This window comes from Curtobacterium sp. VKM Ac-2884 (genome assembly GCF_015350945.1).
Lineage (GTDB): Bacteria > Actinomycetota > Actinomycetes > Actinomycetales > Microbacteriaceae > Curtobacterium.
In genome coordinates, this window is the sequence record NZ_JADKSA010000001.1 from 319,698 (window position 1) to 334,437 (window position 14,740).

Annotated in this window: 17 protein-coding genes; 6 read left to right on the plus strand and 11 right to left on the minus strand. The window is 71.7% G+C overall.

Annotation, left to right across the window (positions count from 1 at the left end):
- Together ITJ60_RS01460 and ITJ60_RS01465 are read right to left on the minus strand one after the other, a co-directional pair.
- Positions 1-1,605: a hypothetical protein gene (locus ITJ60_RS01460; protein WP_194646453.1), complete on the minus strand. Its 1,605-nt coding sequence runs from the start codon at positions 1,603-1,605 to the stop codon at positions 1-3.
- 88 nt (positions 1,606-1,693) lie between these two features.
- Entirely contained in the window at positions 1,694-3,001 is a 1,308-nt protein-coding gene (locus ITJ60_RS01465; protein ID WP_194646455.1) for a hypothetical protein, read from the minus strand.
- Positions 3,002-3,112: 111 nt separating this feature from the next.
- On the opposite strand from ITJ60_RS01465, the gene ITJ60_RS01470 reads away from it, so the two are divergent.
- The gene (locus tag ITJ60_RS01470) at positions 3,113-3,544 is read left to right on the plus strand and encodes a GNAT family N-acetyltransferase (RefSeq protein WP_111084314.1); all 432 of its coding nucleotides are present in this window, start codon (positions 3,113-3,115) and stop codon (positions 3,542-3,544) included.
- Between the two features lie 40 nt (positions 3,545-3,584).
- On the opposite strand, the gene ITJ60_RS19220 is transcribed toward ITJ60_RS01470, so the two are convergent.
- Both ITJ60_RS19220 and ITJ60_RS01480 read right to left on the minus strand, forming a co-directional pair.
- On the minus strand, positions 3,585-4,112 hold the full coding sequence (locus tag ITJ60_RS19220; RefSeq protein ID WP_123292064.1) for an Lrp/AsnC family transcriptional regulator: 528 nt from the start codon (positions 4,110-4,112) through the stop codon (positions 3,585-3,587).
- Positions 4,113-4,121: 9 nt separating this feature from the next.
- Complete coding sequence (locus ITJ60_RS01480) at positions 4,122-4,688, minus strand: TetR/AcrR family transcriptional regulator (protein WP_194646457.1); 567 nt, start codon at positions 4,686-4,688, stop codon at positions 4,122-4,124.
- 112 nt (positions 4,689-4,800) lie between these two features.
- On the opposite strand from ITJ60_RS01480, the gene ITJ60_RS01485 reads away from it, so the two are divergent.
- Together ITJ60_RS01485 and ITJ60_RS01490 are read left to right on the plus strand one after the other, a co-directional pair.
- A complete protein-coding gene (locus tag ITJ60_RS01485; RefSeq protein ID WP_194646459.1) occupies positions 4,801-6,276 on the plus strand; it encodes an MFS transporter in 1,476 nt (491 codons plus the stop codon).
- A gap of 197 nt (positions 6,277-6,473) precedes the next feature.
- On the plus strand, positions 6,474-6,914 hold the full coding sequence (locus tag ITJ60_RS01490) for a phage holin family protein (RefSeq protein WP_194646461.1): 441 nt from the start codon (positions 6,474-6,476) through the stop codon (positions 6,912-6,914).
- A 21-nt stretch (positions 6,915-6,935) separates the two neighbouring features.
- On the opposite strand, the gene ITJ60_RS01495 is transcribed toward ITJ60_RS01490, so the two are convergent.
- Positions 6,936-7,442, minus strand: coding sequence for a hypothetical protein (locus ITJ60_RS01495; RefSeq protein WP_194646462.1), 507 nt, complete (start codon positions 7,440-7,442; stop codon positions 6,936-6,938).
- Between the two features lie 38 nt (positions 7,443-7,480).
- Positions 7,481-7,870: a DUF5997 family protein gene (locus tag ITJ60_RS01500; protein ID WP_194646464.1), complete on the minus strand. Its 390-nt coding sequence runs from the start codon at positions 7,868-7,870 to the stop codon at positions 7,481-7,483.
- Positions 7,871-7,903: 33 nt separating this feature from the next.
- Here ITJ60_RS01500 and ITJ60_RS01505 point away from each other — a divergent pair, with 33 nt between their 5' ends.
- Positions 7,904-8,701, plus strand: a complete 798-nt coding sequence (locus ITJ60_RS01505; RefSeq protein ID WP_194646466.1) for a LysR family transcriptional regulator substrate-binding protein — start codon at positions 7,904-7,906, stop codon at positions 8,699-8,701.
- Positions 8,698-9,168 carry a GNAT family N-acetyltransferase gene (locus ITJ60_RS01510; protein WP_194646468.1) on the plus strand — a complete coding sequence of 157 codons (471 nt, stop codon included), beginning with the start codon at positions 8,698-8,700 and terminating at the stop codon, positions 9,166-9,168. The genes ITJ60_RS01505 and ITJ60_RS01510 overlap by 4 nt, the downstream gene beginning before the upstream one ends.
- 101 nt (positions 9,169-9,269) lie before the next feature.
- Here the strand turns inward: ITJ60_RS01510 and ITJ60_RS01515 are convergent, their stop codons facing one another.
- From ITJ60_RS01515 to ITJ60_RS01535, 5 genes are all read right to left on the minus strand, one after another.
- The gene (locus tag ITJ60_RS01515) at positions 9,270-10,082 is read right to left on the minus strand and encodes a DJ-1/PfpI family protein (protein WP_228509675.1); all 813 of its coding nucleotides are present in this window, start codon (positions 10,080-10,082) and stop codon (positions 9,270-9,272) included.
- Between the two features lie 50 nt (positions 10,083-10,132).
- On the minus strand, positions 10,133-10,795 hold the full coding sequence (locus ITJ60_RS01520; protein WP_228509676.1) for a DNA-3-methyladenine glycosylase I: 663 nt from the start codon (positions 10,793-10,795) through the stop codon (positions 10,133-10,135).
- A 49-nt stretch (positions 10,796-10,844) separates the two neighbouring features.
- Entirely contained in the window at positions 10,845-11,261 is a 417-nt protein-coding gene (locus tag ITJ60_RS01525) for a VOC family protein (protein ID WP_194646469.1), read from the minus strand.
- Between the two features lie 840 nt (positions 11,262-12,101).
- Positions 12,102-12,437 carry a hypothetical protein gene (locus tag ITJ60_RS01530; RefSeq protein ID WP_194646471.1) on the minus strand — a complete coding sequence of 112 codons (336 nt, stop codon included), beginning with the start codon at positions 12,435-12,437 and terminating at the stop codon, positions 12,102-12,104.
- A 22-nt stretch (positions 12,438-12,459) separates the two neighbouring features.
- On the minus strand, positions 12,460-14,091 hold the full coding sequence (locus ITJ60_RS01535; protein WP_228509677.1) for a sodium:solute symporter family protein: 1,632 nt from the start codon (positions 14,089-14,091) through the stop codon (positions 12,460-12,462).
- A gap of 181 nt (positions 14,092-14,272) precedes the next feature.
- Between ITJ60_RS01535 and aroQ the strand changes: the two genes are divergently transcribed.
- Entirely contained in the window at positions 14,273-14,716 is a 444-nt protein-coding gene (gene aroQ, locus ITJ60_RS01540) for a type II 3-dehydroquinate dehydratase (RefSeq protein WP_194646475.1), read from the plus strand.
- Positions 14,717-14,740: the final 24 nt, after the last annotated feature.

Here is a 14,740-nt window from a genome sequence, read left to right on the forward strand (position 1 = left end):
TCAGTGCCGCGTGTGCAGCACCAGGGTCCCCGCTCCGGCGAGGAGCAGCAGGAGCGCGAACCCGAGGGGGACGACCGGCGAGGTCGCTCCCGTGTAGGCGAGCTCGGTCGCACCGTCGCCACTGGCGACCGTGTCCGCCACGGTGTGCGCGACGGCCGGGATCCCGCTGGTCGCGGCGACCGCGGTGGCCACCACACCCGTCGCGGAGGCCCGGGTCGGCCCGTCCGAGCCGGTGGCATCGGCCGGGGTGGTCACGACGCCGGGCGTGGTGCCGTTCCCGGCATCCGTGCCGTCACCGGGGATCGTGCCCGGGTCGGTCCCGGGGTCCGTGCCGGGGTCGGTCCCGGGGTCCGTGCCAGGGTCGGTCCCGGGGTCGGTCCCGGGGTCCGTGCCGGGGTCCGTTCCCGGGTCCGTGCCGTCGCCGGGCGAGGTGCTGCCCGGGGTGGCGGCGGTGCCGTCACCGAGGACGCCGATGCCGTTCCCACCGATCGTGATCGGCAGGCTGATCACCGGGACCACCTGGGTGCCGGAGAGCAGGCCGTCGTCGCCGGAGGTCGAGCCTCCGGTCGACGGGGTCGTGCTGCCCGGGGTGGTGGCGGTGCCCGGGGTGGTGGCGGTGCCGTCGCCGACGACGCCGATGCCGTTCCCACCGATCGTGATCGGGACCGCGACCACCGGGGACACCTGGGTGCCCGAGGCAGTCCCGTTCGACCCGTCCGTCGTGCCACCGGCAGCCGGAGCCGGACCGGCAGCCGTGCCGGTCCCCGCAGCGGGCGTCGTGCCAGCCGAGGTGCCGTCACCGAGCAGCCCGATGCCGTTGCCGCCGATCGTGACCGGGACGTCGACCAGTCCGCCGACCTGCGTGCCCGAGAGCAGCCCGTCGTCGCCGGACGTGCTCGGCGCGGTCGTGGCCGGAGCGGCCGGTGCCGGAGTGGCCGGTGCCGGCGTCGTCGCCGGGCCGGACACGGCAGCGGCGCCGTCCCCGAGGACTGCGATGCCGTTGCCGGACACCGTCACCGGGACCGACACGACCGGGGCGACCTGGGTCCCCGAGACCGTGCCGTCCTCGCCCGAGGTGACCGGTGTGGGAGCGGCGGGAGCGGCCGGTTGCGCCGGGGCGGGTGCCGCCGGGGCCGGAGCAGCAGCCGGGGTCGACACCGCGTCGCCACCGACGGCGACGGCGTTGCCACCGACGGAGACCGGGGCGGTCACGGCCGGCGCCACCTGGGTGCCGGAGGCGGTGCCGTCAGCGCCCGAGGTCGTCGGCGCCGGGGCAGGAGCTGGAGCAGGCGCAGGAGCTGGAGCAGCCGCTGGAGCCGGAGCTGGAGCCGGAGCCGGAGCGGGCGCGGGCGCGGGCGCCGGAGCGGCCGCTGGGGCCGCAGGAGCCGCGGCGGGCGCGGTCACCGACGACACCGCGTCGCCGAGCACCCCGAGGGCGTTGCCGGTGAGGGACACCGGAGCGTCCACCGAGGGAACCACCTGGGTTCCGGACACGGCGCCGTCCGCGCCGGAGGTCGTGGCAGCGTTCGCCGCTGCCGCCCCTCCGAGCGTGAGGCCGCCGACGAAGAGGGCGAACCAGAGCCCTCTCGAGACGTACTTGTTCATGGTCGTACTCCCTGATCGAGATCGTTGGCCGACCGCGGTCGCGGTCGGTGTGTGTGCGTGCCTGCCGTGGCGGACAGGCGCACCGATCTCAGTCAGGGGCGACGTCGTGCTCGCCGACGAAGGATGCGGGCACCGCGTCGTCGGAGAGCGTGCCGCGAGACCCCGCGGCGATGGAGACGATGTCGTCGGTCGAGCCGACGATGCCGACGGCTGCGGCGCCGCCGGGAGTCGAGGTGGCACTGCCGCCGAGGACGCCCGCGCCGCCCGGGCCGTCGGACGGCGCGTGGCCGTCGCCCGGCTCGGGCACCAGCAGGGCGGTGCCGCCCAGGGTCGCGTCCTGCACGGCACCAGCGCGGGGGCCGGCGAGCGGGCCGGTCACGAGGGTGGACGGCGCGGTCACGGCCGACCGGCGCTCGGCGTCCGGGGCAGACGTCACGCCCGCGCCCGTCGACGTGGTCGCGGACGCGGTCGTCGCCGGGGCGGCAGCCTGCGGCGGTCGCGCGGACGGGACAGCCGAGCCGGGCACGCCGGACGGGGTGGTGCCGACGACGACCGGAGGTGCGGGGACGTCGATGACGGGATCCGTGCCTCCTGGCAGGACGCCACCGACCGACGGGACCACGCCCGCGACGACGTCGGGGACCTGTCCGACGATCGTGCCGACACCGCCGAGGGTGTCGTCGACCAGGCCGGTGACCGGAGCGGTGACCGTGCCGAGGGTGTCGTCACCGACGACGGGGCCGACCACCGGGGCGCTGCCGACCACGTGGTCGAGTGTCTCGACGACCGTGGTCACGGGTCGCGCGTCGGTGACCGTCTGCACGGTCCCGGTGACGGGACGCAGCACCGTCGCGACGGTGTCGGTGACGGGCCGGGAGGCGGTGCCCACGTGCTCGACGACGCCCTGCACCGGGTGCGTGGCCGGTTCGGCCGCAGGGGCGGTCGTGGCCGGCACCGCGGGCGCGGTTGCGGGAGCGGCGGGGGTCGGAGCTGCGGGGGCCGGAGCTGCTGGGGCGGGGGCGACGGGAGCCGGCGCGGGTGCCGAGGCTGCCGGGGCCGGCTTCGGGGGTACCGGGGCCGGTGCCGGCGCGGGTGCCGGTGCCGGTGCTGGCTTCGGAACTGACGCGACCGTCTTGCGGACGGGGTCCACGACGCCGCCGACGACCTGTCCGACACCGCCAGACACGTCGTGCACGGTCTCGCCGAGCCCGTCGACCACACCGCTGACGAGCCCGCGCTGCTGCGTCTGGGCGGGCGGAGTGGACGCTGGCTCGGCAGCCGAGGCCGGACGGGCCCCGAACGCCAGGGACAGCAGCACGAGGGCAGCGAGGGTCCCGACGCCCAGCAGGGCGATCCGGAGCACCGCGAGCCAGGGTGCGCGCGACGTCGTGTCCATGCGCTCACCTCCTGAACTCGGCTGCGCACGTAGAGTGGTTGACCGGCAATGTACGCCGGTCCGTTCCGGAACGCACCCCGTTCTGGAAGAAATTCTCAGGAAAGGCCGTCCGTGGTCTCGATCTTCTCCGCCCCGACCCGCAACCTGGACATCGTCACGCTGCACGAGATCCTCCGCCTGCGACAGGACGTCTTCGTCGTCGAGCAGGGGGCCGCCTACGGCGACATCGACGGGCGTGACCTCGAGCCCGGCACGGTGCAGTTCTGGGCGGGCCAGGGCTCGGTGGACGCCACGCTCCGGCTCCTGCGCGAACCCGACGGCACCGAACGCATCGGCCGGGTCGTCACGGCGGCGCACGCCCGCGGGCAGGGCCTGTCGGGGCAGCTGATCGAGGCCGCGATCGCCGAGTCCCGCTCCGCGAGCATCGCCCTCGGCGCCCAGTCGCACCTCGAGCAGTGGTACGCCCGCTTCGGGTTCGTGCGCTCCGGGGACGAGTACCTCGAGGACCGGATCCCGCACGTCCCGATGACCCGCCAGCGCTGACCGGACCGGCGCGTCAGGCGCGCCAGCGTGGGCGGGCGCGTCAGGCGCGCCAGCGGCGGAGCTCGTCGAACGAGCGGCCCTGCGTGGACCGGTCGGCGACGAGCCGCTCGAACACGATGTTCGTCTGGGTCGTCGCCACCGACGGGTCGCCGCTGAGCTCGTCGGCGACGAAGTCCCGCAGCTGCTCGGTCGACTCGCACGCGATGTGCACGAGGAAGTCCTTGTCGCCGGCCAGGAACGAGACGTCCTGCACGACGGGCACCCGGAGCAGTCGCTTCGCGAAGTCCCGGAGTTCGTGGCGGGCCGCGGCGTGGACCCGGACGGAGACCATCGCCTCGATCGAGAAGCCGAGTCGCGCGATGTCGACCTCGGCCCGGTAGCCGCGGATCACCCCGGCGTCCTCGAGGGCCCGGACCCGGGTCAGGCACGTCGACGGCGCGATGCCCACGGCGGCCGCGAGCCGGTTGTTCGGGATCCGGGCGTCGCCGGCCAGGGTCCAGAGGATGCGCTCGTCGACCTCGTCGAGGCGCGGGGCGGGGTCGGGACGGCGAGCTGGTCGGTCGGACACGGCTCGACGCTACCGCGACGGTGCGAGCAGGGCGCGGAGCGCGTCGTCGAGCGCCCCGGCCACGACGTCGTCGTCGGCCGACGCGAGCGGCTCCACCGCGGTGGACCGCCGGAGCATCGTCATCCCGAGCACCACCGACAGCGCGATCTCGGCCCGGACGAGCAGTTCCTCGGAGACCTCGCCGCCGACGGCCGTGGCGAGACGCTCCGCGTACCGGCGGAGGGTCTCGCGGCGGATGGCGTCGGCACCGTCGTCGCCGGAGGACCGGAGCAGCAGCATGAGCTGGAGGGAGTCGTCGTCGGTCGGCGCGCGCACCACGTGTGACACCAGGCCGGCCAGCGCGCGCTCGAGGCCACGCTCGACGGGCTGCTCGACCCCGAGGTCCTGCACCACCCGGTCGAGGCAGGCGCGGAACAGCCCCTCCTTCGACCCGAAGTAGCGGTTGATCAGCGCGACGTTGACCCCGGCGTCGGCGGCGATGTCGCGCACCGTCGTCGCCTTGTACCCGTCGAACGCGAACCGGTGCCGCGCCGCCCGCACGAGCAGCAGTCGGGTGGCGGCGGCGTCCTTGCTCATGGTCGAAGCGTACCGGCCCGACCCGGGATGTAAGCAAGTGTTGACATCGCGTGAGAACTGCGTACTCTCGTCAAGTCAGCAAATGTTTACATCACTCGAGACACGGAGCACGATGACCGACACCATGCAGAGCCCCCGCACGGGCTCGCACCCCACCACCGCCGGGCACCGGCCGAACAGCACGGCGATCATCGTCTACCTGTCCCTCGGCGGTCTGTCGTTCGCGGTCCTGCAGTCGCTCGTCGCCCCGGCGCTGTCGACCATCGGACAGGACCTCGGCGCCTCGACGAGCGCGACGAGCTGGGTGCTCACCGCCTACCTGCTCTCCGCGTCGGTGCTCACGCCGATCCTCGGCCGCCTCGGCGACATGATCGGCAAGCGCAAGGTCCTGATCGTCGTGCTGTCGATCCTGCTCGTCGGCGCCGTGCTCGCCGCGCTGGCACCGAACCTCGGCGTCCTCATCGTCGGCCGGGCCCTGCAGGGCGCCGCCGGCGCGGTGATGCCGCTGTCGATCGGCATCGTCCGCGACGAGCTGCCGAAGGAGAAGGTCAGCGTCACGATCGGTCTGCTCTCCGCGATCTTCGGCATCGGCGCCGGCGTCGGCATCGTCGCCGCCGGACCGATCGTCGAGCACCTGTCGTGGCACTGGCTGTTCTGGCTGCCCGCCGTGCTCGTCGTCATCGCCCTGCTCGGCGCGATCTTCGGCATGCCGGAGTCGCCGGTCCGCAAGCCCGGCCGCCTCGACATGGTCGGCACGTTCGTCCTCGCCGTCTCGCTCGTGTCGATCCTGCTGGCCGTCAGCGAGGGCGAGACCTGGGGCTGGGGTGACGGCAAGACCATCGGCCTGCTGGTCCTCGGCGCCGTGGCACTGGTCGCGTTCGTCCTGGTCGAGCTCCGTGTCGCCGAACCGCTCATCGACGTCCGCCTGTTCGCCGTCCGCGGCGTCTGGACCGCCCACGTCGTCGCGCTCGTCTTCGGGTTCGCGATGTTCGGCACCTTCGTGCTCGTGCCCACCCTGCTGCAGCTGCCGAGCGCACTGGGCTACGGCTTCGGCAAGGACGTCACCCAGGCCGGTCTCTTCCTGCTGCCGACCGTCCTGATGATGATCGTCGCCGGGCCGATCGCCGGCATCCTCGTGCGCAAGGTCGGTCCGAAGCCGCCCATGCTGCTCGGCGGGATCGCCATCGTCGCCGCGTTCCTGCTGCCCGCGATCGCGCACGGCGAGCTCTGGCAGGTCGTCGTCTCCGGCATCCTGACCGGCATCGGCATCGGCCTGGCCCTCGCCGCGTGCTCGAACGCCATCATCGAGAGCGTCCCCGCGAACCAGACCGGCGAGGCCATCAGCGCCAACACCGTCGTCCGCACGATCGGCTCGAGCGTCGGCACCGCGGTCATCGCGGCGCTCATCACCTCGCACAGCACCCCGCAGGGCATGCCGACCGACGACGCCTTCACCATCGGCTTCTGGGCGTGCACCGGTGTCGCGGTCCTCGCCGTCCTCGCCGCGCTCGCGGCCCCGTCGATGCGCGCGCGCCGCGCAGCGGCGGCGGCCCGTGGCATCGACGACCTCGAGGAGATCGCCGAGTAGGGCCCTCGGCCCGACCACCCCGGGAGGCCCGTCCTGCGTCGTCGACGCGGGGCGGGCCTCCCGGCGGTCGCGCCCACCGCCACCGGCGGCTCCGCAAGCTGGGAAGCGACCGAGCACGCCGCCGCCGGCGTGACGATCATCGGACCGGACGCGTCACAGCAGGTGGACGCGATCACCGCGCCCCGGACAGGAGACCCATGAGCACCACGGACCACGACGACACCACGACCAGCAGCAAGCCGTCCTTCCGCGACACCGTCACCGCCGGTCTGGTGCAGAAGGCGCTGGAACCCGTGCTGCGCGCCGTCCGTGACGAGGTGGCCTCGGCTCGGCGGGAGATCAGCGAGCGGGCGAACGGCGCGAAGACCGGGCTGGTGCTCACCGGCGCCGCGGTGGCCTTCGCACTGACCACGCTCGTGCTGCTGGCCGGACTCGTGGTGGCACTCCTGGCCCTGGCACTGCCGGCCTGGGCCGCGACGGGGATCACGTTCGCCGTGTTCGCCGTCGTCACCGCGATCTTGTTCGTGGTCGGACTCCGAGGCATCCGACGGGGCGTGCCGCCGGTGCCGAAGGACACCCTCCGCGCAGCGAAGGACCGTGTCACGCACACGGGCGACTCGTCGGCCACCACCGACTGAGCCCCGACGGGCGCTCCCGCACTACATCGCGAGGGTCATGCCGACGACGGCGACCGTCATCGCGAAGACCTCGCCGCTGCGCACGGCACGACGGTCCTCCTGCGCCCACTCGTACCGCAGGAGCCACCCGCTGAACGCGCAGTAGCCGATCACGCCGGCACCGAGCACCGCGGACAACGCGATGCCGTGTCCCGCGTGCCCGTCGGCGACGCCGGTCGCGTGGCCCATCAGGAGCATGCCGGCCATCACGACCGCCGACAGCGCGCGGTGCACGTCCATCGGCTCGGCGCGGCGGCCGTCGGCACGGCGTCGGCGCATCACCGGCAGCGGTGCGAGCAACAGCAGGAGCGTCGCCGCCAAGAGCGTCCACACCGCACCCGCGTGCACCACGGGCATGAGCATCGCGACGAGCATCACCGCAGCCGGCACGATCACGCCGGGGCGCGGTCGGTAGCGGTCCCCGACGATGCAGCACACCGACGCGAACTGCGGCACGACGAGCATGGCGTCGGCGACGGTCTCGTGCACGGCGGGTCCTCAGCTGCGGCGGCGCGGTGCCGGGCGGGTCAGTCCTCGGCGCGGGCAGCGGCCTTGGCGGCGCGCTCCTGCTTCACACGGGCGTTCTCGACGTGCACGGCGGCCTGCGTCTCGCGCTCACGGACGAGCCACTCGGGCTTCTGCTCGAGCAGCGTCTTGATCTCCGCCGTGGTGAGCGCGTCGTCGATCCCCGCACGGGTCAGCCCGGAGATCGAGATGCCGAGCTTCTGCGCCACGACGGGTCGCGGGTGCGGGCCGTCGCGTCGGAGGTCCTCGAGCCACGTCGGGGGTTCGGTCCGGAGCTCGTCGAAGGCGGTCCGTGTGACGGGAGCGCCCTGGAAGGACTCCGGAGCGGCCGCCAGCAAGATGCCGAGCTTCTTCGCAGCCCTTTCGGGCTTCATGGTCTGTTCCTGCGCCATGCCCCCTAGAGTACGGCCCCTATGCTCGTCTGCATGACCGCGGCACTCACCATCGCATTCGTGCCCGGGGTCTCCCCGGCCAAGTGGGCCCGTGTCTGGCGGGATCGACACCCCTCGATCGAGCTGCGGCTGCGGCCGATCGGGTCCGACGACGTCGACGACACGCTCGACGGCGAGGTCGACATGGTCTTCGCACGTATGCCCGTCTCCGAGCAGCACAACGCCATCCCGCTCTGGACCGAGACGGCCGTGGTCGCGATGCCGAAGGACTCCCCCCTCGCCGACCTGGCCGAGGTGGACCTCGCGGACGCCGAGGTGCACGTCGTCGACGCCGGTCCGGTGCCGGCCGACATCGCCGCCGCGCTCGACCTGGTCGAGGCGAACGTCGGCGTGGTCGTGCTCCCCCAGTCGCTCTTCCGCGCGGCGAGCCGCAAGGACCTCGTCGCGCGCCCGCTCTTCGGCGCCCCCGGCACGCAGATCGCGCTGGTCTGGCGAGACGAGGACGCCACCGAGACGACCGAGGAGTTCATCGGCGTGGTGCGCGGACGCACCGCCAACAGTTCGCGGAACCAGCCGACCGGCACCGATCGCGACGTCGAAGAGGCCCTGCGTGCGACGCAGGCCGGCTCGAAGGCCGGCGGCGGATCGGGCAAGGGCGGGTCGACCAAGGGCGGAGCGGGTGCCGGAAGCGCCGGCGGCAAGGCGAAGGCCAAGTCGCCCGGCAGCGGCAAGTCCGGCAGCGGCAAGAAGTCCAACACCGGCAAAGGCCCCACCCCCGGCCGCGGGAAGATGCGCGGCAAGCCGAGCCGGGGTTCCAAGGGCAACCGATGACGGACACGCGCCTGCAGGAGATGCCGGCCACGCGCCTCCCGGCCTGGCTCGACCGGACCATGGCCGAGTACGTGGCGTCGCGGATGCAGGCGGGCGAGACCCGCGAACAGGCCGAGGCGAACAAGCAGAAGTCGCTCGACCAGTGGTTCCCGGGCGGGGCCCCGGCCGACGGGCACCTGGTGTGGGACGTCCTCGACCAGGACGACACCACGGTCGGGTACCTCTGGATCGGCCCGTTCGCTCCGGGTGGGACCGACTGGTGGGTGTTCGACGTCGAGATCGACGAACCGCACCGTCGTCGCGGACACGCCCGACGTGCACTCGAGCTCGGCCAGCGGGCTGCAGCGGAGCACGGGGCGACGAGCATCGGGCTCAACGTGTTCGGCTACAACACCGGCGCGCAGGACCTGTACGCCTCGCTCGGGTACGAGGTCACCGCGACGCAGATGCAGAAGCCGCTGGTCTGAGGGCTCTGCCGCGTCGTCACGGCAGGTGCGTCGTCACGGCGCGTGCTTCGTCAGCGCATTTGTGTCGTCAGGGCATCTGTGTCGTCAGGGCATCTGTGTCGTCACGGCAGGACGGCAGCCGCTGCGCGGGTGACGCGGTCCCCGCGAGCCGCCTCGGCCGCGGCCCGTGCGCGGGCGACCACGACGGCGTCGGCGCGCTCCGCGGAGCCCGCGTCGAACGGGGGCTGCGGGTCGTACTCGATCTGCAGCTGGATCGCCTCGGCCGCTGCCTGCCCCGCGAGCTCGGCCGCCAGCCACAGCGCCATGTCGATGCCCGCACTGACGCCGGCCGCCGTGACGATCGCACCGTCGTCGACGATCCGTTCGTCGACCGGCTGCGCACCGAACGCCTCGAGCATCGGCTTCGACGCCCAGTGGGTCGTCGCCCGTTTGCCGGCGAGGAGCCCCGCGGCACCGAGGACGAACGCCCCCGTGCAGACCGAGGTCACCCAGGTGGCGCGCTCGGCCTCGCGCCGGACGAACCCGATGAGCTCGGGGTCGAGCATCGCATCGAAGGCACCGTCGCCACCGGGGACCACGAGGACGTCCGCCGGACCCGCGTCGGCGATGGTCGTCGTCGGGACCAGCGCGAACCCGCAGTCGGTCGGCACCGGATCGAGCGTCGCCGCCACGTACTCGACGCGTGCGCCGGGTACCCGGGAGAGCACCTGCGCCGGACCGGTGAAGTCGAGCTGCGTCAGGTCCGGGAAGAGCAGGAAGGCGATCCGGACCTCGGCGGGGTCGTGGCCCGGCTCCGTCGCCGAGTCCCCGGCCGCGTCCGGCGTGGGAGCGGGCACGTCGACGGGCACGGCGACAAGGTCGGCGTCGACCGGGTGGACGGGACGCACGCGCGGGTTCGGCTGGTCGGTGCTCATGCCGCGACCCTAGCCCGGTGCGGTCGCTGGCGGCGTGGACGGCGTCCGGGTCAGTTCCAGACGCCCGAGGTCCCGCGCCGGTGGCTGCCGAGCAGGTGCGTGTCGACGATGCCGAGCGCCTCCATCAGGGCGTGCATCGTGGTCGGACCGACGAACGCGAAGCCGCGCTTCCGCAGCGCCTTCGACAGTGCGACGGACTCGTCGGAGGTCGTCGGGACCTGGGCGTACGACTCGGGCTCGGGCGTCGTCGCCGGACGGAACGACCAGACGAAGTCGGACAGCCCGCCGTCCTGCCGCAGGGCGACCGTCGCGTTCGCGTTGGTGATGGTCGCGAGGATCTTCGCCCGGTTCCGGACGATGCCGGCGTCGGCCAGCAGCCGGGCGACGTCGTCCTCGCCGAAGCCCGCGACGGTGTCGGGGTCGAAGTCCGCGAACGCCGCACGGAACGCCGGACGCTTCGCCAGGATCGTGCGCCAGGACAGGCCGGACTGGAACGCCTCGAGTGACAGCCGCTCGAACACCCCGCGCTCGTCCCGCACGGGCATGCCCCACTCGGTGTCGTAGTAGTCGCGGAGCAGCTCGTCCGTCGATGCCCACACCGGCCGGGCGAGTCCGTCGTCGCCGGTCACCAGGTCGGAGTGGGGCGCTGCGGCGGGCTCGGTGGTTGCGGGCTCGGTGGCTGCGGGCTCGGTGGCTGCGGGCTCGGTGCTCATCGCACCATCCTGGCGTGCGCCGCCGACACCCTCGTTGTCGACCGTGTGGTCACTCGGCCGGCGGGCCGTCCTGGGCGGCCTGCGGGTCCATCCACACGTACTCCCACCGGTGGCCGTCCGGGTCGGTGAAGCTCCGCTGGAACATGAAGCCGAGGTCCATCGGCGCGCGGTCCTCGCTCCCGCCGGCCGCGACGGCGGCGTCGACGATGCGGTGCACCTCGTCCTTCGACCCGGCGGTGAGCGAGTTGATCACCTCGACGGTGCCGGCGTCGGCGATCGTCTTGTCGGTGAAGTCGGCGAACTTCGCGTGGGTGAGCGCCATGACGTAGATCGTGTCGCTGACGACGATGCACGCAGCGGTGTCGTCGCTGAACACCGGGTTGATCGAGTAGCCGAGGGCTTCGTAGAACGCCTTCGAACGGTCGAGGTCGGTGACGGGCAGGTTGATGAAGACCATCGTGTCCATGGGGAGGTTCCTTTCGTCACGCTCAACCTGGCCCGTGGTGCGACGATGCGCAACCGTTCCGTCGCGGTACGGACTGATACGCAATATGCTGATCCGATGCGAGCGTACGTCGATGAATCGGAGCCGGGCGGCGGACGCGACCACACGACGTACGTCATGGCTGCCGTGGTCATCACGGCGTCCGCCTGCGAAGCGGCACGTGCGGACGTCCGAGCAGCGACACCGAGGCGGATGCGGAAGCTGCACTGGTACGAAGCCCTCCCCGGTCAACGACTCTCGTGGCTCGACCTCCTCCGACGGGCGGTCGAGATCGTCGTCGTCCGCTACGAGGGCGCGGCTGCGCGCGCCGAACGGCGACGACGCCGGTGCTTGGAGCGACTCGTCTGGGGAGCTCGAGTTGCGGGGCGTCACACTCCTCGTCCTCGAATCGCGAGGGAGGGCACGCGATGACGGCGACCGGTCGATGTTCGATGCCCTTCGACGACGAGGAGTCGGCGTTCCGGTGCGACACGAGCACGTCTGCGGGGTCGACGAACCACTGGTCGCAGTGGCTGACCTTGCCTGCGGTGCGCACGTGGCGGGCCTCGACGACGAGCTCGACAGCACCGTTGTCCGCGTGGGGTGAACGAGCCTGGACAGCGCAAAACCCCGGTCCCGCGCTGGCTGCAGGATTCTCCGGGGCTCACTTTCGACCGAGCAGCACGCGGTCGACATATCAATTTTACGAGCCCAGCGCGGGCCACGTCAAGTGATCCCGAACACCGACCCGGAACGACGAAGCCGCTGTCGTGCGACAGCGACGTCGTCGTTCCGAGTCGACTCAGCGGTACTCGCGCGAGGTCAGGCGGACGCTCGGCCCTCGCCGGCGGCCTTCTGGTCAGCCTCGGCCTCGGCCTGGCCGATGATGTCCTCGGCCGGCACCGGGTTCAGGCGGTCCCAGAGGAAGAACAGCAGGCCGCCGACGAGCATCGACAGTCCGACCCACAGGTTGATGTGGATGCCGCCGGTCTTCTCGGGGTCGCTGTCCCAGTGGACGATGCCGACGATCGTCACGATGACGCCGTAGAGCACGAACAGGCCGCCGAGGATGCGGCGCAGGTCGAGACGACGGGTCGAGCGGACGAGGGCGGCCTTCTGCTCCTCGGTCAGCGCGCCGGGGGTGGTGGTGTCACTCATGGTCGGTGATCTCCTTCGCGGATCAGAGGAACGGCAGGTACAGGACGACGCACAGGATCAGTGCGACGGTGCCGAGCAGTGCGGGCGAGCGGTACCAGGCGGTGTCGGTCGCCACGGAGTCGCCGTGCAGGTCGATCTTGCCGATGCCGTAGACCAGACCGCCGAGCTCCTTCTCGTCCTTGGGCGTGGTGAACATCGAGACGATGAAACCGACGATCAGGACGGTCACGAACGAGATGATCGCGCCGTACAGGGTCTCGGCGGTCGCGGTGGCGAACAGGTCCGGGTTCACGAGGTACGCGATCCAGGTGATCGTCGGCGTGACGATGCCGAGGACGTAGCCCCAGAGCGCACCCTGCGTGGTCATCCGCTTCCAGAGCAGACCGAGGATGAAGACGGCGAACAGCGGCGCGTTGAAGAACGAGAACAGTGTCTGCATGTACGTCATGATGTTCGACGCCTGGGCCGCGATGAACGCGGTCGCGATGCCGACCAGGACGCCGACGACGGTGACCCAACGACCGGTCTTCAGGTAGTGGATGTCCGGCATGTTCGGCTTGATGTAGCGCTGCCAGATGTCGTAGGTGAAGACGGTGTTGAACGACGAGACGTTGGCCGCCATGCCGGCCATGAACGACGCGAGCAGACCGGTCACCGCGACGCCGAGCACACCGGTCGGCAGGTACATCTGGATGAGCTTCGGGATCGCGTCGTTGTAGGTGAGCGAGCCGTCGGCGAACTGGTTGCCGACGACCGCCGCGGCGATGAGACCGGGGATCACGACGATGGCCGGGATGAACAGCTTCGGGATCGCGGCGATGAGCGGGGTCCGGCGCGCTGCGGACATGTTCTTCGCCGAGAACGCGCGCTGCACCTCGGTGAAGTTGGTGGTCCAGTAGCCGAATCCGAGGACGAAGCCCAGACCGAGCACGATCGCGAGCCAGTTGGCGCCGATCGGGTTGGTCACGTCACCGAAGCCGGTGCCTGCCCAGGCCTGCAGGTGCTGCACGCCCTGGGTCTCGGTGATCGCCTTGCTGAGCCCGTCCCAGCCGCCGACGCGGTGCAGACCGACGATCGTCAGCGGGATGAGCCCGGCGATGATCACGAAGAACTGCATGACCTCGTTGTAGATCGCGCTGGAGAGCCCGCCGAGGGTGATGTAGACGAGCACGAAGCCGGCGGACACGACGATGGCCAGCCACTCCGGCCAGCCGAGCATCGCCTCGATGACGATGGCCATGGCGTAGAGGTTGATGCCCGCGATGAGGACGTTCGACACGGCGAACGCGATCGAGTTCACCAGGTGCGGGGCCTTACCGAAGCGGCGGAGCATGAACTCCGGCACCGACCGGACCTTGGAACCGTAGTAGAAGGGCATCATCACGAGCCCGAGGAACACCATGGCCGGCACCGCGCCGACCAGGTAGTAGTGCAGGGTCGCCATGCCGATCTGGGCACCGTTGGCGGCCATGCCGAGGATCTCGGTCGCACCGAGGTTCGCGGACACGAAGGCCAGGCCCGTGATCCACGCCGGCATCGAGCGCCCGGACAGGAAGAAGTCCATGCTCGTCCGGACCTGTTTGCGGGCGGTGAACCCGATCCCGATGACGACCGCGAAGTACACGATGATCATCAGGTAGTCGACCCAGCCCAAGTCGAGCCGAATCCCTTCGTTCGCTGCAGCGAGAACCATTCAACATCTCCACGTCAGTGTGTTGCAGTCGACAACTCCGCCGACCCGGACGGAGACGTTACACCGAATTGTGACCGTTCACATAGCCGAGGCATGTGTCTGCCGGCGGCACTCCGTGGCCCGCGATCGCTAGGCTCGCCCCATGACCGACCAGGCGCGCATCCTCGTCCTCAACGGACCGAACCTCGACATCCTCGGGCGGCGCGACCCGGAGCAGTACGGCACCGTGACGCTCGCTGAGCTCGAGGCGATCGTGCACACCGAGGCGGCCGTGCACGGGCTGGACGCGGACTTCCGCCAGACGAACCGCGAGGGCGAACTCGTCGAGTGGCTGCACGAGGCCCTCGACGACATCGCCGCGGTGGTGATCAACCCCGCGGCCTACGCACACACCTCGGTCGCGTTGCACGACGCGGTCGAGGCACTGTCCGTCCCCGTCGTCGAGGTGCACCTGTCGAACACGTGGAAGCGCGAGCCCTTCCGGCACGTCGACCACGTCGCCACCGCCGCGACCGCGGTCATCGCCGGCGCGGGCGCCGACGGCTACCGCCTGGCGGTCGCGCACGTCGCGTCCCTCATCGCCTGACGCCCGTCACGCCGCACGGGCGTC

Coding starts and splice junctions, on each gene's coding strand:
- ITJ60_RS01460 (WP_194646453.1), bottom strand. CDS start 1,605: ATGAACAAGTACGTCTCGAGAGGGCTCTGGTTCGCCCTCTTCGTCGGC.
- ITJ60_RS01465 (WP_194646455.1), bottom strand. CDS start 3,001: ATGGACACGACGTCGCGCGCACCCTGGCTCGCGGTGCTCCGGATCGCC.
- ITJ60_RS01480 (WP_194646457.1), bottom strand. CDS start 4,688: ATGAGCAAGGACGCCGCCGCCACCCGACTGCTGCTCGTGCGGGCGGCG.
- ITJ60_RS01485 (WP_194646459.1), top strand. CDS start 4,801: ATGACCGACACCATGCAGAGCCCCCGCACGGGCTCGCACCCCACCACC.
- ITJ60_RS01490 (WP_194646461.1), top strand. CDS start 6,474: ATGAGCACCACGGACCACGACGACACCACGACCAGCAGCAAGCCGTCC.
- ITJ60_RS01500 (WP_194646464.1), bottom strand. CDS start 7,870: ATGGCGCAGGAACAGACCATGAAGCCCGAAAGGGCTGCGAAGAAGCTC.
- ITJ60_RS01505 (WP_194646466.1), top strand. CDS start 7,904: ATGACCGCGGCACTCACCATCGCATTCGTGCCCGGGGTCTCCCCGGCC.
- ITJ60_RS01510 (WP_194646468.1), top strand. CDS start 8,698: ATGACGGACACGCGCCTGCAGGAGATGCCGGCCACGCGCCTCCCGGCC.
- ITJ60_RS01515 (WP_228509675.1), bottom strand. CDS start 10,082: ATGAGCACCGACCAGCCGAACCCGCGCGTGCGTCCCGTCCACCCGGTC.
- ITJ60_RS01520 (WP_228509676.1), bottom strand. CDS start 10,795: ATGAGCACCGAGCCCGCAGCCACCGAGCCCGCAGCCACCGAGCCCGCA.
- ITJ60_RS01525 (WP_194646469.1), bottom strand. CDS start 11,261: ATGGACACGATGGTCTTCATCAACCTGCCCGTCACCGACCTCGACCGT.
- ITJ60_RS01530 (WP_194646471.1), bottom strand. CDS start 12,437: ATGAGTGACACCACCACCCCCGGCGCGCTGACCGAGGAGCAGAAGGCC.
- aroQ (WP_194646475.1), top strand. CDS start 14,273: ATGACCGACCAGGCGCGCATCCTCGTCCTCAACGGACCGAACCTCGAC.